Source organism: Micromonospora sp. WMMC250 (assembly GCF_027460215.1).
Taxonomy (GTDB): domain Bacteria; phylum Actinomycetota; class Actinomycetes; order Mycobacteriales; family Micromonosporaceae; genus Micromonospora; species Micromonospora taraxaci.
Window position 1 is genome coordinate 2,274,457 of record NZ_JAPZBJ010000002.1, and the last position, 26,418, is coordinate 2,300,874.

General features: G+C 71.1%; 24 protein-coding genes. 8 read left to right on the forward strand and 16 right to left on the reverse strand.

What is annotated here, in order from left to right:
• Positions 1-14: 14 nt before the first annotated feature.
• The 5 genes from O3438_RS09825 to O3438_RS09845 form a co-directional block, all read right to left on the reverse strand.
• On the reverse strand, positions 15-2,291 hold the full coding sequence (locus O3438_RS09825) for a TOMM precursor leader peptide-binding protein (protein WP_269679674.1): 2,277 nt from the start codon (positions 2,289-2,291) through the stop codon (positions 15-17).
• A gap of 152 nt (positions 2,292-2,443) precedes the next feature.
• On the reverse strand, positions 2,444-3,460 hold the full coding sequence (locus tag O3438_RS09830) for a hypothetical protein (RefSeq protein ID WP_269679675.1): 1,017 nt from the start codon (positions 3,458-3,460) through the stop codon (positions 2,444-2,446).
• A gap of 151 nt (positions 3,461-3,611) precedes the next feature.
• Positions 3,612-6,497, reverse strand: a complete 2,886-nt coding sequence (locus tag O3438_RS09835; protein ID WP_269679676.1) for a helix-turn-helix transcriptional regulator — start codon at positions 6,495-6,497, stop codon at positions 3,612-3,614.
• A 576-nt stretch (positions 6,498-7,073) separates the two neighbouring features.
• Positions 7,074-8,090, reverse strand: a complete 1,017-nt coding sequence (locus O3438_RS09840) for a sensor histidine kinase (protein ID WP_269679677.1) — start codon at positions 8,088-8,090, stop codon at positions 7,074-7,076.
• Positions 8,083-8,784, reverse strand: coding sequence for a response regulator transcription factor (locus tag O3438_RS09845; RefSeq protein WP_269679678.1), 702 nt, complete (start codon positions 8,782-8,784; stop codon positions 8,083-8,085). Before O3438_RS09845 ends, O3438_RS09840 begins: the two co-directional genes overlap by 8 nt.
• Before the next feature lie 134 nt (positions 8,785-8,918).
• Between O3438_RS09845 and O3438_RS09850 the strand changes: the two genes are divergently transcribed.
• The gene (locus O3438_RS09850) at positions 8,919-9,998 is read left to right on the forward strand and encodes an NAD-dependent epimerase/dehydratase family protein (RefSeq protein ID WP_269679679.1); all 1,080 of its coding nucleotides are present in this window, start codon (positions 8,919-8,921) and stop codon (positions 9,996-9,998) included.
• Here the strand turns inward: O3438_RS09850 and O3438_RS09855 are convergent.
• Positions 9,970-11,334: a hypothetical protein gene (locus O3438_RS09855; RefSeq protein ID WP_442929584.1), complete on the reverse strand. Its 1,365-nt coding sequence runs from the start codon at positions 11,332-11,334 to the stop codon at positions 9,970-9,972. The two genes, O3438_RS09850 and O3438_RS09855, sit on opposite strands and share 29 nt — an antisense overlap.
• Before the next feature lie 147 nt (positions 11,335-11,481).
• On the opposite strand from O3438_RS09855, the gene O3438_RS09860 reads away from it, so the two are divergent.
• The 7 genes from O3438_RS09860 (at position 11,482) to O3438_RS09890 (ending at position 16,618) form a co-directional block, all read left to right on the forward strand.
• Positions 11,482-12,159 (forward strand): glycosyltransferase family 2 protein, encoded by a 678-nt coding sequence (locus tag O3438_RS09860; protein ID WP_269679681.1) that lies wholly within the window; start codon positions 11,482-11,484, stop codon positions 12,157-12,159.
• Entirely contained in the window at positions 12,156-12,836 is a 681-nt protein-coding gene (locus O3438_RS09865) for a TIGR04282 family arsenosugar biosynthesis glycosyltransferase (protein ID WP_269679682.1), read from the forward strand. The genes O3438_RS09860 and O3438_RS09865 overlap by 4 nt, the downstream gene beginning before the upstream one ends.
• Entirely contained in the window at positions 12,833-13,528 is a 696-nt protein-coding gene (locus O3438_RS09870; RefSeq protein ID WP_269679683.1) for a class I SAM-dependent methyltransferase, read from the forward strand. Before O3438_RS09865 ends, O3438_RS09870 begins: the two co-directional genes overlap by 4 nt.
• Entirely contained in the window at positions 13,525-14,664 is a 1,140-nt protein-coding gene (locus O3438_RS09875; RefSeq protein ID WP_269679684.1) for a molybdopterin-dependent oxidoreductase, read from the forward strand. The genes O3438_RS09870 and O3438_RS09875 overlap by 4 nt, the downstream gene beginning before the upstream one ends.
• A complete protein-coding gene (locus tag O3438_RS09880; protein WP_269679685.1) occupies positions 14,661-15,119 on the forward strand; it encodes a hypothetical protein in 459 nt (152 codons plus the stop codon). Before O3438_RS09875 ends, O3438_RS09880 begins: the two co-directional genes overlap by 4 nt.
• Entirely contained in the window at positions 15,112-15,957 is an 846-nt protein-coding gene (locus O3438_RS09885; RefSeq protein WP_269679686.1) for an S-methyl-5'-thioadenosine phosphorylase, read from the forward strand. The genes O3438_RS09880 and O3438_RS09885 overlap by 8 nt, the downstream gene beginning before the upstream one ends.
• A 79-nt stretch (positions 15,958-16,036) precedes the next feature.
• On the forward strand, positions 16,037-16,618 hold the full coding sequence (locus tag O3438_RS09890) for a DM13 domain-containing protein (protein ID WP_442929585.1): 582 nt from the start codon (positions 16,037-16,039) through the stop codon (positions 16,616-16,618).
• Positions 16,619-16,632: 14 nt separating this feature from the next.
• Here O3438_RS09890 and O3438_RS09895 read toward each other — a convergent pair whose 3' ends face one another.
• From O3438_RS09895 to O3438_RS09940, 10 genes are all read right to left on the reverse strand, one after another.
• Entirely contained in the window at positions 16,633-17,751 is a 1,119-nt protein-coding gene (locus tag O3438_RS09895; RefSeq protein ID WP_269679687.1) for a Gfo/Idh/MocA family protein, read from the reverse strand.
• Positions 17,721-18,431 (reverse strand): ThuA domain-containing protein, encoded by a 711-nt coding sequence (locus tag O3438_RS09900; protein WP_269679688.1) that lies wholly within the window; start codon positions 18,429-18,431, stop codon positions 17,721-17,723. Before O3438_RS09900 ends, O3438_RS09895 begins: the two co-directional genes overlap by 31 nt.
• Positions 18,432-18,574: 143 nt before the next feature.
• A complete protein-coding gene (locus O3438_RS09905) occupies positions 18,575-20,089 on the reverse strand; it encodes an RICIN domain-containing protein (RefSeq protein ID WP_269679689.1) in 1,515 nt (504 codons plus the stop codon).
• A 34-nt stretch (positions 20,090-20,123) separates the two neighbouring features.
• The gene (locus O3438_RS09910; protein WP_442929586.1) at positions 20,124-20,297 is read right to left on the reverse strand and encodes an AbfB domain-containing protein; all 174 of its coding nucleotides are present in this window, start codon (positions 20,295-20,297) and stop codon (positions 20,124-20,126) included.
• A gap of 97 nt (positions 20,298-20,394) precedes the next feature.
• Positions 20,395-21,219: a 5-deoxy-glucuronate isomerase gene (gene iolB, locus O3438_RS09915; RefSeq protein WP_269679690.1), complete on the reverse strand. Its 825-nt coding sequence runs from the start codon at positions 21,217-21,219 to the stop codon at positions 20,395-20,397.
• 45 nt (positions 21,220-21,264) lie between these two features.
• Positions 21,265-22,449, reverse strand: a complete 1,185-nt coding sequence (locus tag O3438_RS09920) for a glycoside hydrolase family 88 protein (RefSeq protein ID WP_269679691.1) — start codon at positions 22,447-22,449, stop codon at positions 21,265-21,267.
• 46 nt (positions 22,450-22,495) lie between these two features.
• A complete protein-coding gene (locus O3438_RS09925) occupies positions 22,496-23,209 on the reverse strand; it encodes a hypothetical protein (RefSeq protein WP_269679692.1) in 714 nt (237 codons plus the stop codon).
• 5 nt (positions 23,210-23,214) lie between these two features.
• The gene (locus tag O3438_RS09930; protein ID WP_269679693.1) at positions 23,215-24,111 is read right to left on the reverse strand and encodes a carbohydrate ABC transporter permease; all 897 of its coding nucleotides are present in this window, start codon (positions 24,109-24,111) and stop codon (positions 23,215-23,217) included.
• Positions 24,111-24,974: a carbohydrate ABC transporter permease gene (locus tag O3438_RS09935; protein ID WP_269679694.1), complete on the reverse strand. Its 864-nt coding sequence runs from the start codon at positions 24,972-24,974 to the stop codon at positions 24,111-24,113. The genes O3438_RS09930 and O3438_RS09935 overlap by 1 nt, the downstream gene beginning before the upstream one ends.
• Before the next feature lie 117 nt (positions 24,975-25,091).
• Entirely contained in the window at positions 25,092-26,396 is a 1,305-nt protein-coding gene (locus O3438_RS09940) for an ABC transporter substrate-binding protein (protein ID WP_269679695.1), read from the reverse strand.
• Positions 26,397-26,418 lie beyond the last annotated feature (22 nt).

The window sequence follows — 26,418 nt, forward strand, 5'->3', positions numbered from 1 at the left end:
CTGCGCACCCCTCGCTAGAAGAAGACGTTCAGCGGATTGGCCGCCGTCTCGTCGGCCGCCAGCGGGCCCCGGCCGAGGTGGGTCGGCACGTCCCACAGCCGACCGGGACCGAGCCGGCGCCAGAAGTGCCGCAGACCCGGCACCACGACCTTCACCACCGCCAGGTCGACGTCCGGACGGGACTGGTCGACGACGATCACCTCCAGGCCGGCCCGCTCCGCCCGGCGTACGCAGTGCCGCACGTCGTCTCCGACGTCGCCGGTGGTCAGCCGCGGGTGGTCGGCGGCGGTGCGGGGCGCTCGGGTCGGGTCCGGGGAGAGCCACTGTTGATCGGCCACCCGAACGGTGCCGAACCACCGTGCGGTGTCCGGATCGTCGACGCCGTACCTGTTGCGTTCGGAGGTGGGTCCGGGAACGGCGGGCAGGAACTGGTTGACCTCGGTGAGCGCCCTGGTCAGCGCGACCCGGGCGTCCAGGTGCGCGCCGAAGCCGACCAGGACGTCCTCCGGCCCGCCGTCGGATCGCCGGGACACGGCGGCGAACACGGGCACGCCGAGGTCGGCGGTCAGGTCGAGGGCCCACAGCTCACGGCCCAGGACGGTGGCGTGGTGGTCGACGCAGGCGGCCGTCCACGGGTCGGCGAACGAGGCGAGGTCCACCCCGGGCATCCGCGAGCGGTGGTACCACCACAGGGCGACGCTGTCCCGCTCGACGAGCTCGCAGAAGCCCTGCAGGATCGCCTCGGACAGGTTGCCGCCGGCGGCGCAGCCGTTCGAGTCGGCCGAGCACACCCCGAGCCCGGTCAGCTCGGGATGCCCGTACCAGCAGTACGCGGCGGGCAGCTCGCGTGGTGTCCGCCGGGTCAGCGACCAGCCCGTGGTCCAGTCCAGCTCCACGTCGTCACCCAGCTCGCGGGGTACGCGGTGCAGGTGACCGAGGTCGGCGTTGAGCCGGTCCCGCTCGGCGTACTGGCGCTCCGAGAACAGCAGCAGCTCCCGCAGGTGCACGGCTCGCTCCGGACCGAGCTGGCGGTACGTCGCCCGGTGCACCGGGCGGTCGCCGCGCCACACTCCGCAGTAGCGCTCCACCGCCTCCCCGATCGCGCTCATCCGCGCCTGGAGGTCGGTACGGCCCTTACCGCCGCTCTGCCCGCGCAGGTTGCGCCGCAACCCGGCGAGCTGGCGGGGCTGCGCGAAGTTGTGCCCGGCCGAGTAGGTGTGGGTGACGCCGTTGTCGGTCGCCTCCAACGGGGTCAGTCGGCTCACCACGCCCAGGTACCGGCTGACGTGGTGGGCCAGAGCGGCGTACGCCTCCGCGTGTTCCCGGGTGCGGGAGTCCTCGCCCCGGCTGGGCTGGGCGCCGCTCGGCGGCAGGTCGATCCGTGGCTCGGCCTTGCCGACGAGGTCCGGGTCGCCGCAGGCGGGGCACTGCGGCTGGCGTACCAACTGGTGGCTCTCCATGCTCAGGTCCCGGGTGTCCAGGGCGACCATCCGGCCGGTGAGGCGGGGTGACGAGCCCCGGACGGCGAGCACGGCGAGTTCGGTGGCGAGCAGCCCGGCCGCCGCTGTGGCCAGGCCGGGCAGGACCGCCCGGCCCGGCTGCGGCGGCGGACCGACCAGGTCCTGCCCGTCGAGGAAGGCGTGCACCTGTTCGTTCTCCTGCCACCGCTGCCGCAGGCAGGCCCAGCAGCCGGTGCGACCCGGCACCAGGTGCGGGCCGAGGAGGACGACGTTGCCGTGGGGCCGGGCCAGTGTCCACGCACGACCGGCCGCCAGGTGGCGGTCGTTGACCAGCGCCAGTCGGGGGTCGAGCATCGACGAGGGCAGCACCAGCACCTGGGCGGTGACCGGCACGTCGTCCCTGGCGTCCGGTCCGACCACTGTGACGGCGAGCCCGAGGGAACGCAGCGCGTCGGCGGTCTCCGTCACCCGGGGCGCGCCGAGGTCCACGATGGTGACGGATCCCTCGGCCATCCACCGGAGCCCTGCCTCGGGCGGGACACCCCGGGCGTCCCATCCGGCGGCCTCCGCCGGTGAGGTGCCCGCCGGACCGGACACCAGCAGGCCGTGATCGCGTAGCCGGGCGAGGGCGGCGGCGACGGCGGTGACCGGGTGCCGACTGGCCAGCCGGTTCACCACGTCGCCCAACGGCTCGACGCCGTCGAGCTGGTCGGCCAGGTCCGCGGCGACCGGGTCGTCGATGATCAGGCTGCGGGTCTCCCCCAGCACCACCAGCGGGCCGTCGGGCAGCCGTACCTGCGCGTAGTCCGATCGGAAGCGCGGACGCCACATGGTTCCTCCCGAGCCTGGTGGCCGGACCGTGGCACCGCCAGCCCTCTGCCGGCGATCACGGCTGCTGCCATCGTCGCGGTCCACCGGTGTCCGGGCCGAGTGATGCCACCGGTTTCTGCCGTCGGCGGCGACCGGAACGGTCGGCGGCCGGGTCAGCCGGTGGTGACGGTCAACGCGGTGTCGTTGAGCCCCAGCACCGAGGTGCCGGTGGCCTGCGCCGGTACGAGCAGCAGGAAGGTTTCCACCCGGGTCACCCGGATCGACTTGCCGCTGATCGCCGTGCGATGACCGGTGGCGATCAGATCCGGGCTCTGCGGCACCATCGTGACGGTGGCCGGGCCGCCGGGCGCCGGGCGCAGCGTGTCGGTGGCGTGGATCGTCAGGAAGGCCAGCGTGCCGGACGGCACCGCTACCGCGCAGTCGGACCATTCGGCCCGGTCCATCGTCCGCTGCACCGCTGCTCCGACACCGGCGAGCTGCTGCCCGTAGACCTCCCACCCGCCGGCGAACTGGCCGTCGAGCAGCGGACTCGACGCGACGAGGGAACGGTTGCTCGTCGTGGAGCCGATGCTGCGGGCGAAGACCTCGGCGGCGAGGGCCCGGCGGCTGGTCTCGTCCAGTGCCGTACCGCCCTGCGTGGCGGGCCGGCCGTCGATGCTGCGGGCGACCACCAGCGAGGGTTGGGTGACCTGGACGTTGTGGCTGAGCTTCCACTGGCCGTCGTCGCCGAGCACGAACTGGCTGACGTCGGTGGGGGCCAGTTCCGAGCCGCTCAACTTGAGGGTGGCCGTGGCCAGGAAACAGGCCGGGTCGCCGGGCGGCACGGCGAACGCCGGGTTGATGTGCTGGAACGACGGTTGCGGACGCTGGTTGTAGGCGGCGCGGCGGACCGCGGCGATGCTGAGGTCCAGCGAGGGCGACACCTCCTGGGTCCGCAGCGCCTCGACGTCGCCGGCCACCGAGGCGGCCGAGTCGGCCTGGTCGAAGGCGGTGAGCACCAGCCCCGCCCGCTCGCGACCGAACGTGGCCGAACCGTCGGTCGACGGGGTGGCGGCGTCCACCGGCTCGCCACCACAACCGGCCAGCACGAGCAGCGCCACCACGGCGGCGGCGAGCGGCACCGGCGCGGCGAGGGTACGCGGGCTCCTGACGGATCTTCTGCCCAGCATCTCGTCCTCCATCCACCACCGGTCGACGGGAATCGCGCCCGATGCAGTCGAGTATGTGAGCGACTCTCGGGCCATGCCGGGGGCGGCGCGGCCTCGTGTTGCCGGGCCCGTCGGCGTTGCACCGAACGACGTCATCGGGCCCGGTTCACGGTCACCGATCGGTGTCATCGAGCCGGGCGACCCAGGCGACCAGACCGGACCGGGAGGCGACGCCCGCCTTGCGGTAGATCCTGGTCAGGTGCGCCTCCACCGTGCGGGGGCTGATGTTCAGCTGCCGCCCGATCAGTCGGCTGGTGGCCCCGGTCGCCGCCAGGCGGGCGATGTGCCATTCCCGGTCGGTCAGGGCGGCCACCTCGGCCGGACCGACCGGGCGGGCCAGTCGGAGGCCGACCCGTTCCGTGCCACACCATCCGGCCAGTTCCAGTGCCCGCCGGCGGGCCCGCGCCGCCCGGCCGGTCTGGTCCTCGGCTTCGGCGGCACGGGCCAGGGAGGCCAGCGCGAGACTGCGCCGCAGTGCCATCCCGCCGGCGCGGAACAGGTCAGCCGCGGCCTCCAGGTGCAGCAGCGCCGCCGGGACCTCACCACGGGCGAGCAGCACCTCGCCGTACGCCGACTCGGCGAAGCCGCGCTGCCCGGCGAGGCCGATCTGGTCGGCCTCGGCCATCGCCCGCCGTGCCTGCCGCTCGGCCTCGGTCACCTCGCCGGCGGCGAGCGCGGCGGCGCTGAGCAGCTCGAACCACATCGGCCGGAGAGTGGTCTGCAGGCGGCTCAGCCGGCTGTCGCCGCCGGCCGAGAGCACCAGCTCGGCACAGGTCGCGGGATCACCGGACAGCAGTGCCGCGGTCGCCAACGCCAACACGGCGGTACGACCACACCAGGTGGCGAGGTCGGTGGCGATTCCGACGGCGCTGCGGGCCAGCGCCACCGCCCGGTCGTCGTCGCGAGGGCCACCACGCCAGGCCGTCGCCTCCGCCTCGAACGCCAGGGCGAAGCTCAGCAGGTGGTGGCTGCCGATGCGCCGGGCGACGATCCCCGCCTCGGTGGCCAGGCCGATGGCCGTCGTCAGGTGACCGCCGTGGTAGGCGACCTGGCTACGACCGAGCAGCAACTGGCACAACCCGTCGTCCCGGTGCGAGGCGCGGACGAGGGTCAGCCCGCGGTCGAGGTGCCGCGCCGCGTCGACCTGCCGTTCGAGGTACAACTCGGTCAGGCCGAGTGCGGTGAGGCAGTCGGGGTGGTCGCGTACGTCCCGGTCCGGCAGCGCGTCGACGATCCGGGCGCCCTCGTCGAGCAGACCCCGGGCGTCGTCGAGTGCACCGTCGTGCGCGGCGGCCAGGCCGCGTACGGCGAGCAGGCCTGCCCGGTCGACGGCGGAGCCGCCGCCGGGGTCACCGGTGAGCGCGTCGGGCGGACCGGCGGCCCGACGGCGGCCGGCCAGGATGCCGGCGACGTCGATCTCGGTGGCGAGTCGGTAGCCGACGCCGGGTGTGGTGCCGGCCGGCAGGGCGGCCAGCTCGCGTCGGCTGATCGCCGCCGCCTCCGGGTAGTTGCCGAGTAGGCGTTCCACGCGCGCCCAGAGTGCGACCGCCTGCGCCCGTCGTCCCTGCGGGTCGGCGGGGAACAGCGGCACGATCTCCTGGAGCAGGGCCCTGCTCTCGAGCAGGTTGCCCGCCTCCCCGGTGATCTGGGCGAGCGCGAGCGCCACGTCTCGGCGGCGCTGCGTCGAGCCGGCGGTGGGCCGTAGCGCCCGCAGCGCCAGCCGCAGCCAGCCGATGGCCAGGTCGGGCGTCTCGCGGCGGATCTCCTGGGCGGCCTGGCAGAGCACGTCGACGCACCGTTCGGCCCAGCGGCCGTTCGGCAGGGCGAGCAGGCGCTCCGCGTAGCGGGCCCGGTCCGTCGGTGGCGCGCCCAGCTCGACCAGCGCGGTGAGCGCCCGCGCGGAGGCCTCCGCCCGCCACGCCGGGTCGGTGTCCTGCGCGACAGCCATCCGCAGGACCGGGTGCCGGAAGGCGAACCGTCCGGTGCCGGGGACCCGGCGGAGCAGATCGAGGCGGGCCAACCGCCAGCCGGCCTCGACCGCGCGTGCCGTCGGCACCTGCGCGATCGCGGCGAGCAGGTCAGCGGAGAAGGGCGCGTCGACGACCGACCCGGCCCGCAGACAGGTCAGCTCGACAGACGGCAGGTCCGCCCATTCGCGGCGCAGCACGGCCACCACGGTGTCGGACAACCATGCCCCCTGCGCTTCCCGGACCGGGTCGACGCCGTCCGACGCGGGGCCGCCCGGCAGCGCCGCCAGGTAACCGGGGTTGCCGCCGGTGACGTCGTACCGAACCCGCAGTTCCGCCTCGTCGACGTGCGGGTGCAGCGCCGCGACCTCGGCGAGGCTGAGCGGGTCGAGCTCGATCCGGTCGTGTGCCGCCGGCTCCGCCTCGGCCTGTTCCCGGGGATCCGGTGGACCGAACGGCATCGGGGTCGCCATCTGCCGCGGGCGGTAGACGAGCACGAGCAGGAGCGGGGCGGGCACCGGATAGCGCAGGAGGTGGGCGATCAGGCCAGTGGAGGAGGCGTCCGCCCAGTGCAGATCGTCCAGGACCAACGCCAGACCGTCCCGGGCCGCCAGGCCGATCAGCCGGCGGGCCAGTTGGTAGGTGCGAAACCGTTGGGCGTCCGACGGCCGCACCGGACCCGGTGGCCCCGCTGCGGCGGACTCCAACCAGGCCTCCCCGGTGAACCGCCCGACACTCAGCCCACGGCGGAGTGGCTGCCCCTCCGTGAAGGCGTGTCGGAACACGTGGAAGGGAACGCCTCGCTCGTCCGGCGCGCACGTGCCGACCGCTCGGGGAACGGCGGGAACGCACCGTTCCAGTGCCTCGCGGACGAACCGGGTCTTGCCGATGCCCGGCTCCCCGACCACCTCGCACACCATCTGCCGGCCCCGGCTCAGGGCACCGTCCTGGGCTCTCTCGATACGCGCCAACTGTGGTCGCCGCCCGACGAAGCGCAGGCCTGTTGACGCATTTTCCAGCCCAGATGTCATCACGCAGATCAGACACTTTCCGGCACACTCAAAGGGGAATGGTCACTATACCGGAGAGCCATCGAATGTCGAAGATGCCTGCTTCCATTCCACCACCCGACACCACGGTGCAGGTTGTTTTCGAGCTTGCCGCAGAACCCGTAGAAATGGACCGCACAATATCCCTGAAACCCGGTAAACCACCCCTCACCCACCCGGCCGGGACACACACGACGAAGTCGAGGGCAAAATAGGAATCCCACGCAGGTCAGCCGCGCTATTGCCCGGTCTGCACCCATCCGGATACCGCCGAAATCATGAACGCCTATGCAAAACACCCGAAGGCGTCAGGTCCGCACCGGACTCCCACCGGAGGCCACAGTCATTTACAAAGACCTGCCCGCAAGACTCTTGTCAACCACCGAATGACTTGAACCAGGTCGCCTTCTGCCCGCCTTCGGCTGACCTTCACGGCACCACGACAACCCAACCGGCAACCGGGAGACAAAGACCGGAAAGCGCGTAGGGAAACGACCGCAGCGCCATCGCACGAAAGCCGTCGGCCGAGTCGTACGACGACCCTGCCGGACCGTTCCGTCAGGCTGTGGCCAGCCGGACCATGAACTGGCAGCCGTCCGAGGTGTTGCGCACCTCGACCCGACCTCCGTGCGCCTCCACAAGACCGTGGACGATGGCCAGGCCGAGCCCTCCGGACGCCCCACCGTCGCCCGGGCCGGGGGTGCGGGCAGGCTCACCGCGGAACGCGATGTCGAACACCCGTGGAAGGTCGGCCGGGGGAATACCGCCGCAGGTGTCGGCGATCGACAGCCAGGCGTGGTCCTCCTCGCGGCCGGCTTCGATGCGTACCGTGCCGTCCTCCGGGGTGTAGCGGACCGCGTTGAACAGCAGGTTGGCGACGACCCGCGCCAGCTCCGGCTCGCTCGCGGCGACCGTCGGCCACCCCGACTCGCTGGCGACCAGCTTGATCCGGCGAGCGTCGGCCAGCGGGAAGGTGGTGGCAAGCGCATCCGACACCACCTCCCCGAGCGGCACCGCCGTCAACGACATCCGCAGCGCGCCCGCGTTGATCCGGGACAGCTCGAACAGGTCGTCGACGAGGCGGGTCATCCGGTCGGTCTCCAGCCGGATCCGTCGGTGGTAGTCGTCGACAGTGTCCGGGTCACGGACCACCCGGTCCTCCAGCGCCTCGGCCATGGCCCGGAGCCCGGCGAGCGGCGTACGCAGGTCGTGGGAGACCCAGGCGACCAGGTCACGCCGACCCTTCTCCAGTTGTCGTTCCCGCTCGCGGGCCTGGTCGCGCCAGACCGCGGCGCGTGCCAGCCGGCGGCCGAAGTGCCCGCCGACCGCGAGGCTGACCACCGCTGCCGCCGCGACGGTGATCAGGACGACCTCAAGGTCGTGTGGGGAGAGGAACATCGCCTCCGCGACCGCCATCACCCCGACCGCGACGGCGACCACCGTGGTGGTGAGCAGAACGCTGAGATGCACGGTGATCGACCTGCGCCGAAGCGCACGGAGCAGCATCGCGCCGGCGAGGCCGATGCCCAGCGCCGCGCCGAGGGCGATCGCGAAGATCAGCAGCAGGTCACGCATGGGTCGGCTCGTAGCGGTAGCCGACGCCCCAGATGGTCACGATCCGTCGCGGATCGGCCGGGTTGACCTCGATCTTCTCGCGCAGCCTGCGGACGTGCACCGTCACGGTCGAGTGGTCCCCGAAGTTCCATCCCCAGACCTGCTCCAGCAGTGCGGCCCTGCCGAACACCCTCGACGGGTGCCGCATGAGGTGGACGAGCAGGTCGAATTCGCGCAGCGTCAGAGCCAGCTCGCGGCCGGCGAGGTGAGCGGTTCGGGAGGTGGTGTGCACCACCAGGCCGCCGTCCGTGAGCGCCTCCGGCCGCTCGGGTGCCGGCCCGCCGGCGGCGCGACGGAGCACCGAACGGACCCGCAGCACCAGTTCCCGGGGGGAGAAGGGCTTGGTCAGGTAGTCGTCCGCGCCGAGCTGCAACCCGAGGATCCGATCGGCCTCGTCACCGCGCGCCGTCAGCATGACGATCGGTACGCCGTCCGGCCGTACCCGCAGCTGCCGGCACACCTGGAGACCGCTGATCCGGGGCAGCATCAGGTCCAGGACGACCAGGTGCGGCTTCTCCCGCTCCACCGCCTCCAGCGCCTCCGCGCCGTCGGCCGCCAGGCTCACCTGGAAGCCGTCGTTCTCCAGGTAACGACGGATGACGTCACTCACGGTCTGATCGTCGTCGACCACCAGCACCCGCTGTGTCCCCGTCAACTCTTCCCCCGCAGGTCCATCGGGCCAGCGTAGCCACGCACCGAGGTGCGCTCCCACAGCGCAAACCTTGCGAGGTTCTTACGACCGCGCCCACCCACCCACACGGGGGTACGCCAGGTCATACCGTGACCGGAATGCGGATCCTCGTCACCGGTGCGGCCGGATTCATCGGCTCACACATCGCCGACCTGCTCACCGAACACGGACACGAGGTGGTGGCGGTCGACGCGCTCCTACCGGAGGCGCACGGCGCGACGGCACCGCCCTGGACCGATCGGCACGACCTCGTGGTCGGCGACGTCCGTGACGCTGACCTGCTCGCCCGACTCCTGGCCGGGGTCGACGCGGTCTGCCATCAGGCGGCCATGGTCGGCCACGGCATCGACCCGGCCGACGCTCCCCGGTACGCCGCGCACAACGACCTCGGCACGGCCACCCTCCTCTCGGCGATGCACACCACCGGCGTACGACACCTCGTGCTGGCCAGTTCGATGGTCGTCTACGGCGAGGGCCGCTACCACTGCCCGACACACGGAATCGTCCGGCCCTCCGGCCGCCGGGCCGCCCATCTGGCCGAGGGCCGGTACGAGCCGACCTGCCCGCACTGCGACCAGGCGCTCTCCCCCGGTCTCGTGCCGGAGGACGCGCCGTTGGAGCCACACAGCACGTACGCCGCCACCAAGGTGGCTCAGGAACATCTCGCCGGCGCCTGGGCCCGGCAGACCGGCGGGTCGGTCTGGGCGCTGCGGTACCACAATGTCTACGGACCGCGGATGCCCCGCGACACCCCGTACGCCGGGGTGGCGTCGATCTTCCGGTCGGCCCTGGCCGCCGGGCGGCCGCCCCGGGTCCTGGAGGACGGACAGCAACGGCGTGACTTCGTGCACGTGACGGACATCGCCGCGGCCAACCTGCTGGCCCTGACGACACCGGCACCGGATCCCCTGGTCCCGATCAACGTCTGCTCCGGTGAACCACACACCGTCGGCGAGTTGGCCCACGAGCTGGCGGTGGCGATGAACGGACCGTCGCCCGTCACTGTCGGGGGCGGGCGGGCGGCGGACGTACGGCACGTCGTGGCCGATCCGGCCCGCGCCACCCGCCTGCTCGGATTCACCGCCCGAATGGGCTTCGCCGCCGGCATCGCCGACTTCACCACAGCGGTGATGAGGGATCCGGCAGCGGTCAGGACACCGTCCACAGTAGGTGGTTGACGGCGAGGGCCGTGGCTGCCTGTCCCGCCAGCCACCACCGTCGGTGTCCGCTGGGCAGGTGGGCGGTGGCAACGAGCAGCCAGACGGCGAACGGCAGCCAGATCCGCTCCACCTCGGCCTTGCTGAGCCCGGAGAGATCCGCCGCGAGCACGGCCACCGCCGCCGCGACGGGCAACCACACAGTGGGTCCGGCGTCGGTGATCCGCTGACGGACGGCCGTCGCCGACGGCGCTGGTCGTAGCCGGACCGACACGGCAGCCACCGCCCGCCGCAACGCCGGACCGACCACCGGGCCGGCCGAGAGCAGCAGGGCGGCGAGGTTGGCCCAGACCCAGTAGCCGTACGGGCGATCCGCCGCCCAGCCCTGGTAGTACCGACGGGTCACCAGGTGGTAGCCGTCCGGCCACCAGAAACCGGACACTGTGAACGCGGCGACGACTGCCGCGCCCGCCGTCGCCGCGACCAGGAGGACGGCGAGGCGGTCCCGCGCCCGGAGCAGCACCACAGTCAGCGCGAGCAGCCCGACCAGGACGAAGCCGTACGACAGGTAGAGCGCGAACCCGAGCAGCAGCCCGCCGAGTACGGCTCCGGGCCGGCCGCCCACCGCCAACAACGCCAGCCCGCCCGCGACCACCGCGGCGAAGATCCCGTCCGCGGACACGCCCACCCAGACCGCCCCCGGAAAGAGGACCAGGAACGGCCAGACCGCCCGAGCCGCGTCCTCCGCGCCGAGTGCCCGCAACGTCACCGGGACCGACACCGACACGGTGGACCCGAGCAGCACACAGGCCAGCCCGGCGGCGGCCCCGCCGCCCAGGCCGACGCGGTCCAACCCGACGAAGAACAACAGCGCACCCGGCGGATGAGCGGCGGTGTGGGTCGACCACGAGTGCGGTTGGAAGTCGAGGATGCGGTCGGCGAAGCCGGACAGCATCATGCCGACGTCCGCCACCCGGGGCACCTCGTGCAGGTACTCGGCCTGCACGGTGAGCCGCTCGGTCAACCCGGCCGACCAGCCGTCCACCAGCGCCAGGGACAGCGTCCAGAGCACCGAGGCGAGATAGCCGACGACCAGCAGCCGCGGCCAACGCGTGTCGGCTCCCCAGCGCGTACCGCGCCAGACGAACAGCACCCCGACGAGGAGCGCGACGGGGGTACCGAGGCCCAGGTGGGGCTTCCAGGTGGCGTAGAGCGGGGCGGCGTCGGCGTAGAGCCGCACGCCCCGGTGGTTGAGCAGCGCGCCGATGCCGACGGCGGCGGCGAGCACTGCCACCTCGACACCGAGGACGATCAGTTCGGCGTACCGGGTTCGTCCCGGCCGGGTCATCGTGGTCATGGTGACGGCCGACGATACGACCCGCGACCAGGGTTTCGACAGCCGAACGAGGGGACGTCAGGGACTCGTAAGATCCGTTGCCGCGTAAGCGATTCGTAAGGCGGCACGACGATCCGGACGGTCCGTCGCGGGCCTAGCGTCGCCGGTATGCGCACAACGATCGACGTGGTGCTGCCGTGTCTGGACGAGGCGGCCGCACTGCCTGCCGTACTGAGCGGGCTGCCGCCCGGCTACCGCGCCATCGTGGTCGACAACGGGTCCACGGACGGCTCGCCGAGGATCGCCGCCGACCACGGGGCTCTGGTCGTCCACGAGCCGCGACGCGGCTACGGCGCGGCCGTTCACACCGGCCTGCTGACTGCGGACGCCGAGCTGGTCTGCGTACTCGACGCGGACGGCTCGTTCGACCCGGGCGAGCTGCCCCGACTGGTCGCGACGGTGCTCGACGGCCGGGCGGATCTCGCCGTCGGGCGGCGTCGGCCGGTCTCGGCGGACGCCTGGCCGTGGCATGCCCGGGCCGGAAACGCCCTGGTCGCCGCGCTGCTGCGGCGTCGTGGCGTACCGGTGTACGACATCAGCCCGATCCGGGTGGCCCACCGGGCGGCGCTGTTGGGGCTCGGTGTCGACGACCGCGCGTTCGGCTACCCGTTGGAACTGCTGCTCCGCGCGGCCCGGGCAGGCTGGCGAATCGTCGAGCTGGACGTCGCGTACGCGCCCCGGGCCGCCGGCACCGGGTCGAAGGTGTCCGGGTCGGTCCGGGGCACGGTGCGGGCGGCCCGGGACTTCGCCGGAGTGCTACGCGCCGACGCCGGTGGTGACCGGTGAACGTCCTGCTCGTGGTCGCCAAGGCACCGGTCCCCGGGCTGGCCAAGACGCGGCTCTGCCCGCCGGCGAGTCCCACCCAGGCCGCCCGGATCGCGGCGGCGGCGTTGTTGGACACCCTCGCGGCGGTGCGCGCCACCCCGTCGACGATCCCCGTGCTGGCGTACGCCGGCCGGTTCGCCGACGCCGCGCACGGCGCGGAACTGACCGCCGCGCTGGCGGGCTGGCACCTTCTTCCACAGCGCGGCGAGACCTTCGCCGACCGCCTCGCGAACGCGCACTCCGACACCGCCGCGACCTTCCCCGGCCGCCCGGTGCTACAGATCGGCATGGACACGCCGCAGATCCGCCCGACCCTGCTCACCACCGCGCTGGACCGGCTCGCCGACCGCGAGGCGGTGTTCGGGCCGGCGCTCGACGGCGGCTGGTGGGCGCTCGGGCTACGCGACCCGGCGGGCGCGAGGGTGTTACGCGACGTGCCCATGTCGACCCACGACACCGGTCGACGTACTCTCGCCGCGCTGCGCGACCACGGCACAGACCCGGCGATCCTTCCCGTCCAACGGGACGTCGACGACTGGCCGGCCGCGCTGGCGGTCGCTGTCGACCTGCCCGGCACCCGGTTCGCGGACGCCGTCGAGTCGGTGGGTGGCCACCTGTCGAGCGGACGCCTCCGGTGACCTCGACGATCGCCCTCGACGGCTTCGACCTCCTCTGGGGCAGGCGCGACAGCCGGTCCGCCGACCAGGACACCAGCGCACCGCCAGCCGAGGCCGACCACTGGCTCGTGCACACCGACGGGCGACGTGACCCGTTGCCGGTGCGACGCTGGCACGGCCCGCCCGAACCGGCCATCACGTCCATCGCCGCACGCTGCTCCGGCCCCACGATCGACCTCGGTTGCGGTCCCGGCCGGCTGACCAGGGCACTCGCCCAGCAGGGGCTCGTCGCGCTGGGCGTGGACATCTCCGCCGAGGCGGTACGACTGACCCAGGGCCGAGGTGTGGTCGCTCTGCGGCGCGACGTCTTCGAACCACTTCCCGGCGAGGGCCGGTGGGCTCACGCCCTGCTCGTCGACGGCAACATCGGCATCGGCGGCGACCCGGTCCGGCTGCTGCGCCGGTGCGGCACGCTGATCGCGGCGGACGGAACGCTCGTGGTCGAGGTCGAGCCCCCGGGCGCCGGGCTGTGGCAGGGGCAGGCGTACGTCCTGTCCGGAACCTCCGACGACGGGGCACGACCGGGGCCGACGTTCCGCTGGGCGCGCGTCGGAGCGGAGGCGGTGGCCGGTGCCGCAGCCGCTGCCGGCCTGCGGGTCGTGGACACGATCCGACTCGGTCCGCGCTGGTTCGCCGAGTTGGCGACGGCATGACCCGCCGCCCGCGCATCCCCGTCCCCGTCCCCGAGGACTTCACCTCCCCGTCACACTCGTCGCAGGTCGCCGCCCGGCTCGGTCTCTGGCTCGGGGTGGCGTTCGGGCTGTGCTTCGTCACCGGTGTCCTCAGCCACTACATCCAGCACCCGCCGGGCTGGTTCACCTGGCCGAGTCGACCGGTCAACCTCTACCGGATCACCCAGGGCACCCATGTGCTCTCCGGAATCGCCGCGATCCCGCTGCTGCTGGCCAAGCTGTGGAGCGTCTACCCCCGACTGTTCGTCCGTCCGCCGGTGCGCCACCCGATCCGACTGTCGACGCACGCCCTCGAACGTCTCTCCGTCCTGGTCCTGGTCTGCGCCGCGTTCTTCGAACTGGTCACCGGCCTGTTCAACGTCGCCCAGTCGTACCCGTGGGGATTCTTCTTCCCGGCAGCGCACTACGCGGTCGCCTGGCTGCTGGCGGGCGGGGTGCTGCTGCACATCGCGGTGAAGCTCCCGATCGCCCGCGCGGCGCTGAGCACGCCTCTGCGACGGGACGACCCGGACTCGTCCGGACGGCGTGCGTTCCTGCGTACCTCGGCCGGCGTCGCCGGTGTGGCGGTGCTGGCCACCGCCGGGGTCACCGTGCCGTGGTTGCGTCGGGTGTCCCCGCTGGCGTGGCGCTCCGCGACCGGGCCGCAGGGCATCCCGATCAACCGGACGGCGGCGGCAGCGCACATCACCGTTCCGGCGGACTGGCGGCTGGAGATCGTCTGGACGGGTGGAAGGAACGCCTTCTCCCTTGCCGAACTGGCAGCCCTCCCCCAGCGCACGGCGCATCTGCCGATCGCCTGCGTCGAGGGCTGGAGCGCCTCCGCCGACTGGACCGGCGTACCCGTCGTCGACCTGCTCCGGCTGGTCGGCGCGCCGACCGACCGGGCGGTTCGGATCTCGTCGCTGGAGACCGACGGCCTGTACGCCACCAGCACGCTTCCGGCGACCCACGTCGGTGACCCGCTCACCCTGCTCGCGCTCAGGATCAACGGCGAGCAACTGTCCCCCGACCACGGTTACCCCTGCCGCCTCATCGCTCCGAGCCGACCGGGCGTCCTCCAGACCAAGTGGCTGGCCCGGCTGGAGGTGCTGCGGTGAGAGTCGTCCGGCTGCTCCTGCTCGTGCTCGGCGTCGCGGCGGCGGCGTACGGCGGTTGGCTGCTCCGTCCTCAACTCGACACCACACTGCCGTGGCTGATCGGCGGCCCGGTGCTGCACGACCTCCTGGTGGCACCGCTGGTCGGGCTGGTCGGGCTCGCGCTGGGCCGACTGGTGACGAACCGACTGCGGCTGGCCTGGATCACCGCAGGTCTGATGGCGAGCGCGACGTTGCTGCTGATCGCGGTGCCACTGCTGTGGCGACCCCCCTCGGCGCCGCCGAATCCGGGCCTACCGGACCGCGACTACCCGCTCGGGCTGACCGCCGGCCTGGCCGTCCTCTGGGCTGTCGTCGCGATCGTGCTGGTCGTCGACGCCCTCGTCGGTCGCCGCGACCCGGCCCGGCGATCCGAGCAACCCGCAGACCACGCAGAGAGGAGACATCCCCATGTCTGAACGACGAAGTGGCCGCCCGCCGGTCGGGGTCATCGGCGGGTCGGGTCTCTACGAGTTCCTCGACGACGTCACCGAGGTCCGGATCGACACCCCGTACGGACCCCCGAGTGACGCAATCTCCATCGGGGACGTCGCCGGGCGGACGGTGGCCTTCCTGCCCCGGCACGGTCGTCGGCACAGTCTTCCCCCGCACCGCATCAACTACCGGGCCAACCTGTGGGCGCTGCGAACAGTCGGCGTGCGCCAGGTCCTCGCACCGGGCGCCGTGGGCGGCCTGCAACCGGAGCTGGGCCCCGGCACCCTCGTCGTGCCGGATCAACTGGTCGACCGGACCAGCGGTCGCGAGCAGACCTACTACGACGGGAGGCTACGCCCGGACGGGCAGGTCCCCCGGGTCGTCCATGCTCCGTTCGCCGACCCCTACTGTCCGGTCGGACGGGCCACGGTCCTCGACGCCGCCCGCACCAACGGTTGGCGTCCGGTCGACGGCGGCACCATGGTCGTCATCGAGGGGCCGCGGTTCTCCACCCGCGCCGAATCACTGTGGTACGCCCAGGCGGGCTGGTCGACCGTCGGCATGACCGGCCACCCCGAAGCGGTGCTGGCACGCGAACTGGCAGTGTGCTACACCGCGCTGTCACTGGTGACCGACCACGACTCGGGCGTCGAGGTCGGTCACGGCGTGACCCAGCAGGAGGTGTTCACCGTCTTCGCCCAGAACCTCGACCGCCTGCGCGTCCTGCTCGGCGACGCGGTGACGGCGTTGCCACCGGACCAGGGAGGCTGCGCCTGCGCAGATGCTCTGGCCGGCACGGAGAGCGGCCTCACGCTGCCCTGACGCCCGCCGGTCCGCGCCGTAAGGGTTCCGAAAGGGTCCGCGACCGCTGCGGCGGCGGTCGCGACCGTACGCTCGGCGGGTGGGTAGATGGATCCTCCGGTCGCCGCTGGCGCGGGCCGGTCTCGCCGCCGCTGTCGTCGTGGCCCTCGTGGCCCTCTACTGGTTCCAGCCGTGGAAGCTGTTCACCGACACGTACGTCGACGAGGCGCTGCCGCCGGCCGGGCCGACGCCGGTCGTCTCCGCCCCCACGTCCACTCCGCCGTCGGCGACCCCGGGTGCGGTGGCTTCGGCGACCGCGCCAGCGGCGGACGAGGTCCTGGCCGCCGGCGAATTCGTCACCCACGAGCACGACACCACCGGCAGCGCCGAGATCCGCAGGCTCGCCGACGGGCGTCACCAGCTCGTCATCCGCGACCTGGACACGTCGAACGGTCCGGACCTGCGGGTGTGGCTGACCGACCAGCCGGTCATCCGCGGCACGGCCGGCTGGAAGGTGTTCGACGACGGGAAGTGGGTCGAGCTGGCACGGCTCAAGGGCAACAAGGGCAACCAGGTGTACGACCTGCCGGCGTCTGCTGATCCGGCCGACTTCCGCAGCGTCTCCATCTGGTGCAAGCGGTTCTCGGTCTCCTTCGGCGCGGCCGATCTCACCACCACCTGACCGGAGACCTCCGGTCAGGGCCCGTACGCGTGCTGGGCCTGCCACTCCTCGGCCGGGGTGAGCGGAACCGGCGCGGGCCGCTCCGCCGTCGTCGTCAGCTCGATCCGCCGGCCTTCGGCCGCCGAGCGGAGCAGTGTGGTCATCGTTTCGAGCACGTGCAGCGCGACGCCACCACCGGCGCGCGGCGGACGCTTACCGTCGGCGCCGACCAGGTCGATCAGGCCGATGCCCCGCGAGCTTTCGGCGTAACCGGCCCGCGGTTCGAGGACGCGCCATTCGCTGCCGCCGAGCGCGAAGAGTCGAACCTCCCCGTCGAAGTAGTTCGGGTCGGGCACGGCGAGTGTGCCGTTCTCCCCGTGGACCTCGATCGGCGCGGCAGTCGTCGTGACGCCGTCGAAGCTCGTGGTGATGGTGGAGAGGGCCCCGTTGACGTGTTCGAGCACGCCTGTCACATGGGTGTCCACCTCGACCGGGATCCGCTGGCCGGCGCGCGGACCCGAACCGATGACACGCTCGGCGCGCAGCCGGCTGGCGGCTCCGGTCACCGCGCGGACCGGCCCGAGCAGGTGGATGAGCGCCGAGATGTAGTACGGCCCCATGTCCAGCAACGGGCCGCCGCCCGGGGCGTAGTAGAAGTCGGGCTGGGGATGCCAGCGCTCGTGGCCCGCCGTGACCATGACCGCCGACGCGGACATCGGTCGCCCGATGAGGCCGCCGTCGATCGCCGCCCGTGCCGTCTGCGTACCGGTGCCCAGGACGGTGTCCGGTGCGCACCCGACCAGGACGCCGGCCGACGCGGCCCGTTCGACGATCGAGCGACCGTCCGCGAGCGTCACCGCGAGCGGCTTCTCCACGTACACGTTCTTGCCCGCGTCGATGGCGGCGAGCGAGATGTCGGCGTGGGCCGCGGGGATCGTGAGGTTGAGGACCGTCTGCACGTCCGGTCGGGCGAGCAGGCTCTCGGGGCTCACCGCCTCCGCGCCGGGGATCTTGGCTGCGGCCTCGGCCGACCGGGTGCCGTCGAGGTCGGCCAGCGCCACGATGCTCAGCGCGGGGTGGTTCGCGAGGGTGTCCAGGTACGCGCGGGAGATGACCCCGAGCCCTATGACGCCGACGCGGTGCGAGTCGCCCACACCATCCCCCTCTCGATCACGGTACGAACGCTCGGGTGCTCCAGCACGTCGAGGCTGTGCCCGGGGGTCGTCACGACGACGCGCCCGGCACCCCACCGTCGGGTCCAGATCGCCGGCGAGGTGACCGGCCGGTGCCACGGGTGCCACTCCTGCGTGGGGTGGGTGGTCACGGCCAGTACGTCGATCAGGTCGTCGTGCAGCACCCAGTACTGCTCGGTGACCAGGTCGAAGTCCTCGACCCCCGTGGTGATCGGGTGCTCCCGGCCGAGGTCCGTGACGTGCACGGTGTGCGGCAGGAAGTTGTCCTCCGCCTCACCGTGACGCTCGCACGGCTCCTTACCCGGGTGGGTCGCGAACTGACCGCCCACCAGGTGCAGGTAGTCGGACGACGCGCGGAACGAGTCCACGATGCCGCCGTGCCAGCCGGTGAAGCCCGTGCCGGCGACGACCGCGGCGCTCAGGCCCGCCACCTCGGCCGAGGTGATCTGCGACATCGTCATGCACTGCACGACGAGGTCGGTGTCGGCCATCTCGGCCGCGTCGGCGTAGACCTCCGTCGACTCCTCGACCCGGACGGCGTAGCCGCTGCCTTCGAGGAAGGGGATGAACAGCTCCGTCGCCTTGACCGGCTGGTGTCCCTCCCATCCGCCTCGAACCACCAGTGCCTTCGGCTGGGTCACCCGCGCTCCCTCCCACGATCCGTCGCCACCGGGCTGGCGGTTCCCGCCGCGGCGGGGTGCCACCGACACCGGTGCTTGTCGATCACCGAAACCGTACTCGGTCGGCGGCGAACGCGGCACCGGTCGGGGTTGCGGGTTCACCGTCAGACGGCCGTACGCGACCACTGCTGGTTGGTGCCGGTGTTGCACGTGTACTGCTTGAGGATCACGCCGTCGGCGGTCGCGGCGGCCGGAACGTCCACGCACTTGTTGCTGTGTCGGGCGCGGAGTTGGAAGTAGCCGCCGTTGGTGACCATCTGGAACTGCTGGTTGGTGCCGGTGCCGCAGGTGTACTGGATGAGTTCGGCGCCGTCGGCGCTCGACGCGCTCGTCACGTCGAGGCACTTTCCGCTGTGTCGGCTGACGATGCGCCAGTAGCCGTTGCCGGCGTCCTGGAACTGCCACTGCTGCCACGCGCTACCGGTGTAGGTGTACTGGCCGACGCGTGCGCCGTTGTCGGTGTTCGGTTGCTGGACGTCCATGGCCTTGCCGCTGTGCCGCACGGTGATCCGGTAGAACGTCCCCGTCGCGGGTGGAGGCGTCGTGGGGTCGCCGCCGATGGTGTCGCCCCACGCGTAGCGGATCCGGTCGGCGCCGGAGGTGTTGCGGATGCTCAGGTCGAGGCTGGTGCCGTTGCCGCTGAGGGAGAACATCGAGTACCAGTCGTAGCCGATGGTGCCCGGCTTGCCGCCGAGGGCCGGCCAGTACGTGCCGCCCATCTGGTTGTCACGCATGACCTGGGCCATGGCCCGGATGTAGCGCACGAAGTTGTCGGTGCTGCCCGCGTCGGCGTAGTTACGGCCGTCGTTCATCGGCGCCCCGAACTCGGTCGCGACCGCCCGTGAGGCGCAGGTGCCGAGCCGGGTCTGGATGTGGCTGCGGAAGGCGTCATAGGTCATCGCACCGTAGAAGAAGGCGTAGTAGTGAAACGACAGCAGCGTCGAGGTGAAGCGGCTGTCGGTGCAGATGTCGCGCAGGTCCTGGCTGAAGCCGGTGCCGCCGATGAGCACCCGACCGGGAGGCGCCGAGGAGTGGTAGCTGAGCCAGTTCGCCGCCACGGTCCGCCACTCCGCCGAACTGTAACCATGCGGCTCGTTCATCGGCTCGAAGTAGACGTTGGCGTTCGCACCGTACGTGTTGGTCACCGTGGACCACATCGCGTTCCACGCCGCGAGGTTGGTGATCCTTCCACCGGAGGCGGCGCCGTCCTCCCAGTACGCCAGGATCACCTTGAAACCCCGCCCGGTGGCCGCGTCGATAGCACCCCGGTACGCCTCCCACCAGGCCGTCCCCACCGTGTGGGTGTTGATGGGCAACCGAACGGTATTGACCCCCATCGTGGCAGCCATGTCGTCGTAGAGGGCATTCGCCTTAGCCCGCACCGTCGCGTAGCTGTCCGACGAACTCAAACCCTGCACCACAAGCGGACCGGTGCTGAAATTGTCACCCAACACCGCCCAGTTCATACCCCGGAACTGACTGGTCGCGGCAGTCGCCGGCGACGACGCGACGACGACGACCCCGACCAGCACGGTCAACGCGGCCACCAGGGCGATCAGCAGACGGCGCAACCGGGTGCTCGGCAATACGTGTCCATGGAACGACTTGCTCTGTGTCATGACATGTCCAATCGGTGTGGGTCACAGTCGGGGTTCAGCTGGTCACGCGGAAGGTGGCGTCGGCACGGCTCCGCGTATCGGAGATCGGGTCGAGCCGGAGCAGGTAGCTGTAGTGCCGGATGTAGCGGTCCGGGTGGCTGTAGGACTGAAACGACGTCCACGAGGAGTTGGCAAGGCCGGCAGCCTGCCGGAAGGTGGCGTCTCGCATCGTGCGATTCGCTGTCCATCGGGAGACTCGCCGGGTGACCGGTGGTGTTCCTACTCCGAGGTCGGCGACGACGTTGCGGTGGGTCCCACCGACGTCACTACAGGCCCAGGCCCCGCAGGGTCGGTACGGTCTGGCCCACCCAGGCGAGGTCGGCGTCCTCGCGTGCACCCTGGGTGCGTTGTGTGCCGGCCAGGAACCACAGGAAGTAGGTGGTGTAGCCAGGTGCGCTGACGACGGTGTGGTACCCCTCGGGCATCATCTGCATCACGTGGTCACGGATGGTGACGTTCTCCTCGTACCCGTCGTCGGTGTAGACCCGGCTGATGCCGAAACCGTTCGCCGGGCTGACCCGGTAGTAGTACATCTCCTCGTGTGCGGCCTCGGCGGGCAGGTCGTCGACCTTGTGCCGGTGCGGCGGGTAGGTGCTCCAGTTGCCCGAGGGCGTGTAGGTCTCGCCGACGATGAGCCGGCGGGCGGGCAGTTCCGGCTGGGATATCTCGGTGAGGATCTGATGGTAGGTACGGCCGAAGTTGGCCGCTCCCCAACGGCCGCCCGCGACCTGCTCCGGCGCGATGACATAGGGGTCGGTGGCCAGGTCACTGGGCGCGCTCGGTAGGGCGATCTCCACGTCGGTGACGGCTTCGACGGTCACCGAAGAGCCGGCCGGGAGGTAGACGGAGTGCGGCTTGCCGGAGAAGACGTCCGGACGTTGGCCGACCTGCGGGAAGTCGCGGCCGGCGACGGTGAAGTTGGCCGTTCCACCGAGGATGACGGCCAGGATCTCCCGGTCACCGGACCCGCCGGTCCAGGACTCGCCGGCCGACAGCCGCAGCAGGGTGAAGTCCAGCAGCCGGCAGGGATTGACGGGCAGCGTGTTCCGGCCGTCGGCGGCAGGAATGGTGCAGTGGTAGCGGTAGTCCATGGTCACCTTTCGGGATGCGGTGCGGTGCGGGTCGGTGCGCGGTGGTCACCAGGGGCTGGTCCAGCCCGCGATGGTGGCGCGAGTGAGGGCTTCCAGGTAGAAGTAGTCGCCCCACAGGGTTCCCTCGTCGACGCCGACGCTCTTGGGTTTGTCGTAGACGCCGTGCAGGATGAGCGCGTTCGAGACCGGATGGCCGTCGGTGGAGTAGTGACCGATGAGCGATCGCAGGATCTCGGCGGCGGCTGTCCGGTACCGGTCTGCGCTGGCCGTGTCGGTGAGGCCGTCCGCCAGTTCGACCAGGCCGCAGGCGGCGATGGCCGCGGCCGAGCTGTCCCGCTCCTGGCCGCTGCCGTCGCCGAACTCCAGATCCCAGTACGCGACGTGGTCGTCGGGCAGGTGGGCGAGGAAGCGGTCGGCGCAGGTCCTCGCGGCGGCCAGCAGCGCCGGGTCGCCGATGTGCCGGTGGTTGAGGCTGAACCCGTAGATGCCCCAGGCCTGCCCGCGCGCCCAGCAGGAGTGGTCGGAGTGGCCCTGTTCAGTTTCCCCGCGTAGCGGCGCACCGCTGTCCGTGTCCCAGTAGAAGGTGTGGAAGGTGGTGCCGTCCGGACGCAGGATGTGCTGGCGTAGCTGAGCGGTGTGCCGGCGGGCTGCGGCGGCGTAGCGGTCGTCGCCGGTGGTCTGGCTGGCCCAGAAGAGCAGCGGCGTGTTCATGAGGCTGTCGATGATCGTGCGCCCGCGTTGGTGGGGGTCGTTCAGGTCGCCCCAGGCCTGGATGATTCCGGCGGGTTCGAGAACACGCGTCATCAGGTGGTCGGCGGCGGCGAGGGCCGCGCCTCGGGCCTGCGGGTCACCGGTACGACGGGCCGGGGTGACGCAGGCGAGGGTGTAGAGGAACCCGAGATCGTGGGTGTCCAGGTCGATGCCGTCAGTCATCCGGGCCGCGAAGCTGTCCACGTGCGACATCGCGGCCCGCAGGTAGCGATCCTCACCGGTCAGGTCGTGTGCCAGCCAGAGCATGCCCGGCCAGAAGCTGGTGGTCCAGCCGACGTTGGCGCCCTCGGGCTGTCCAGCACTAGGTGGCCGGAGCAGGTAGCGGTTGGCGTCGGTGGTGTCCCCGGGGTACCGGTCGCCGAAGGTGACGATGTTCGCGTCGACGGTACGTATCGCGGCGGCCACCGCGGCGGCCGTGGCTTCTGCGTCGGAGCTGGGACGGACGTCGGTCGCCGTCATGGATGCTGTTCTCCCTCGTGTGTCCGGTGGGTGCCGGGCAGGTGTGTCATCGGCGTCCCGGCTCGGTGGCCGGCAGGTGGTGTTCCGGGGCTCGGGGTACGGTCGCCGGCGGGTCAAGGGCGGCGCGCATGGTGAACAGGCTGTTGGCCCACACGACGTAGAGCAGTGGCGCGGCGGCGAGACCGAGCGCGATCGCGGGGCGGGCTGCCAGAAGCTGGGCGAGCAGCGCGAGCACGAGCAGCGACACGGCGGTGAGGTACCACCGGCGCACCGCCAGATACACGCAGGCGCGAGCCACCTCGCGCAGCGGCGCGGTGGGCCGCTCGGCGACGGTCACCAACCCGAGCAGCGTGGTCGCGACGGTGAGGACGATCAGGGTCGCCAGCACCGGCAGGGCGAGTGCCCCGACCCGGTGGCCCCACGCGACGCGGGCGTCGACGGCGAGCACGACCAGGGCAGCCATGGCCGTCGCCGTCCAGAGCATCGCCGGCCGGGCGGTGGCTCGCCAGGCGCGGCCGTAGGTGCGCAGCACGCCGCCGGACTCGCCGGTGGAGTAGGCGGACATGACCGCGAAGACCGCACAGAGCCCCGGCGCGCAGAGCGGGGCGGTCAGCGCGTACAGCGGCCAGGAGCGCGCCGCCTCGGTGGTGAACGCGAGCGTCACCAGTGGCAGGCAGCCGAGCACCAGCAGCAGGTTGCTGACGAGCGCGACGTAGAACCCGTCGAAGACGGCGGTGATCGTGTCGTGGCGCGAACGCATGGGCCTCAGCCCTTCAGTCCGGTCGAGGCGATGCCCTCGATGAAGTAGCGCTGGCCGAGCAGGAAGATGACCGCGACCGGCAGCACAGACAGCACCGAGCCCGTCATGATCAGCGCGTACTCGGCGTTGTACTGGGAGATGAAGGTGTTCAACCCCAACTGGATGGTGCGCAGCTCCGGGCTGCGCAGGTAGATCAGCGGGCCGAGGTAGTCGTTCCAGGTGGTCACGAACGTCAGCAGGGCAAGGCTGGCCAGCGCAGGTCGGGACAGCGGCAGCATGATCCGTCGGTAGATGCCGAACTCGCTGAGCCCGTCCACCCGCGCGGACTCGCTGAGCTCCTCGGGGATCGTCTCGTAGAACTGCTTCATCAGGAACACGCCGAACGCCCCGAACGCCTGTATCGCGACGATCGACCACAGCGTGTTCGACAACTGCAACTTCGACATGAGGATGAACTGCGGGATCATGTACGACTGCCAGGGCACCGCGATCGTGCCGACGTACGCCAGGAAGAGCGCGTTGCGGCCGGGAAACCGGACCCGGGCGAAGCCGTAGGCGGCGAAGCTGCCGGTCACCACCTGTAGGAGGGTGACGACCACCGACAGCAGCAGCGTATTCCCCAACCACGTCGTCATGTCCGAGCGCTGCCAGATGTCGAGGTAGTTTCGCCACACCACGGGATCGGGGAGCCAGTTGATCGGGATGGTGAAGACGTCGCTGTTGGTCTTCAACGACGCCACCACCATCCAGTAGAACGGCAGCAGCAGCCCGGCCGCCGCGAGCACGAGTGCGGCGTACCCGACGAGCCGCCAGCCCTGCGACCGGACCGGTCGGCCGGGCGCGCTGTGGTTGTCGGGCGTGGCGACGGCCGGGGTGGGCAGGGAGAGGTCGGTCGCGGTCATCAGCTGTTCCTCCGCTTGTTGACCATGAATTGGACGACCGTGATGCTGAAGCAGATGGCGAACAGGACGACGGAGACCGCCGAGGCGTAGCCGAACTGGTTCTCCTCGAAGCCCTTTTGGTAGATGTACTGCGAGAGCACCAGGGTCGACTGGCCAGGTCCGCCGCCGGTCATCACGAGGATGAGGTCGAAGACCTTGAAACTTTCGATGGTGAGCAGCACTGTGACGAAGAAGGTGGTGTGTCGCAGCCCGGGGAGGGTCACATGCACGAACCGCTGCCACGGTGTGGCGCCGTCGGTCTCGGCCGCCTCGTAGAGCTGGGCCGGGATGGTTTGCAGGCCGGCCAGGAACAGCAGCATGTAGTAGCCCATGTACCGCCAGGTGCCGACGATGATGACCGCCGGCATGGACCAGGTCGACGACGTGGTCCAGCCCGGCGTATTGTCCACCCCGACGGCACGGAGGAGAGCGTTGATCGGGCCGTACTCCGGGCTGAACAGCTGGTTCCAGACGATCGCGATCGCCACGATCGAGGTGATGTAGGGGAAGAAGGCGACGGTGCGGAAGAACCGCACGCCGCGCAGTTTGCGGTTGAGCAGTAGCGCCAGCCCGAGTGACGCCGCGAGGGTCAGCGGGATGTGGAAGACGGTGTAGTAAACGGTGTTGCGCAGTGCGGTCCAGAAGCTCGCGTCGCCCCACATCCGCCGGAAGTTGGCGGTGCCGGTCCACTCGGCCACCCCGAAGACGTTCCAGTTGGTGAAGGCCACGTAGAACAGCACGGCGACGGGTAGCAGGGTGAGCACGGCGAAGCCGACGAAGTTGGGCAGGATGAACGACCAGCCGGCGACCGTGTTGCGCGACACCAGCCGCCGGTTCCTGGGTCTCGTGCGCGGCAATGTTGCCATAGGGAGTCTCCGGAAGCGTTCGGCATGGTGGCGGGACCGGCGTGCGGCTCAGGCCGCGCCGGACCCGCCATCAGCTCACTGGTTGAGGACCTCGTTCTTGGCGCGGGCCTGCGCCTTGCTCAGCTCCGCGTCGACGCCCTTGCTGTCGGAGAGGATCGCGGAGTGCGTCTCGTTGAGGAGGTTCTGCAGGCCGGCGGTGTGCTTCGACACCGGGTTCTCCGGCTTGATGGTGTGCTTGGAGTAGGCGAACTTCGACAGGTCGTCCTGCGGTACGCCGTCCAGCCCGAACAGGCTCGCGGTAACCGCGTCGGTGACCTGGGCCGGGGTGATGCCGATCCCGGCCAGCGCCTTGCCGGCCTCCGGGCCAGCCGCGTACTGGAGGAAAGCCTTGGCCGCGGCGGTCTTGGACTTGCTGATCTTCGGGTTGATTCCCAAGCCGGTCGGGTCACCGAAGGTGACAGGTGTGGCGGAGGTGCCGGTGGTGGACTTGTCGAACTGCGGCGCCGGGGCGATCCCCCACTGGAACTTGTCGGCGTCACCGCTCTGTCGCTGGTTGAGCAGCGTGGCCACGTACCAGGTGCCCATCAGCAGCATCGCCGACTGCTGCTTGCCGAACTGCGCCTGGTAGGTGAGTTTGTTGGTCTTCGCAGTGCCGAAGGTTGGCTGCGCGCCGGCCGCCTGCAGGTCCAGTGACCGCTCGTAGTACGGCTTCAGATAGCCGAAGTCCCCGGAGAGCAGGTCCGCGTTGGGGGTCTGGGCGAGCGCGAATCCCTGCACTGTCGACTGGAAGGTGTGCTGGTAGGCGCCGGTCGCCTTCGAACCGGCCCCCGTAAGCCCGGTGTGCAGTCGCTTCGTCGCGTCGGTGTAGTCGTCCCAGGTCCAACTGCCGTCCGGCGGCGCCACCTTGGCCTTCGCGAACAAGTCCTTGTTGTAGAACAACACCCACGAGTCCTGCCGGTACGGCACCGCGTACGCCTTGCCATCCACCTGGTACGACGCGAGCGCCGGGCTCGAGCCGAGACCGGAGGTGACGTCGGAGACGTCGAGCAGCTGGCCACCGCTCTGGTACGTGTAGAAGTTCTTGAGGTTCTTCATGACGTAGACGTCCGGGGCGGTGCCGGCGGCCAGGTCTGTGATCATCTGGGTGTCGTAGTCGTTGCCTGGGGCGTACTCCTTGAGCTCCACCGTGACGTTCGGGTGGGTCGCCTTGAAGCCGTCGGCGAGCGTCTTGAACTCGGGCGTGGACGACAGGCTCCAGCCGGCCAGGGTGATGGTCACCGGGGCATTGGGGTCGACTGGCTCGTCTCCGCCGCCGCAACCGGCGAGAACAAGCGTCAGGGCCGTCGCAGCGCTGATGACGGCCGGTATCGCACGCTTCATCCCTTTCTCCTTAGGTCAAGGG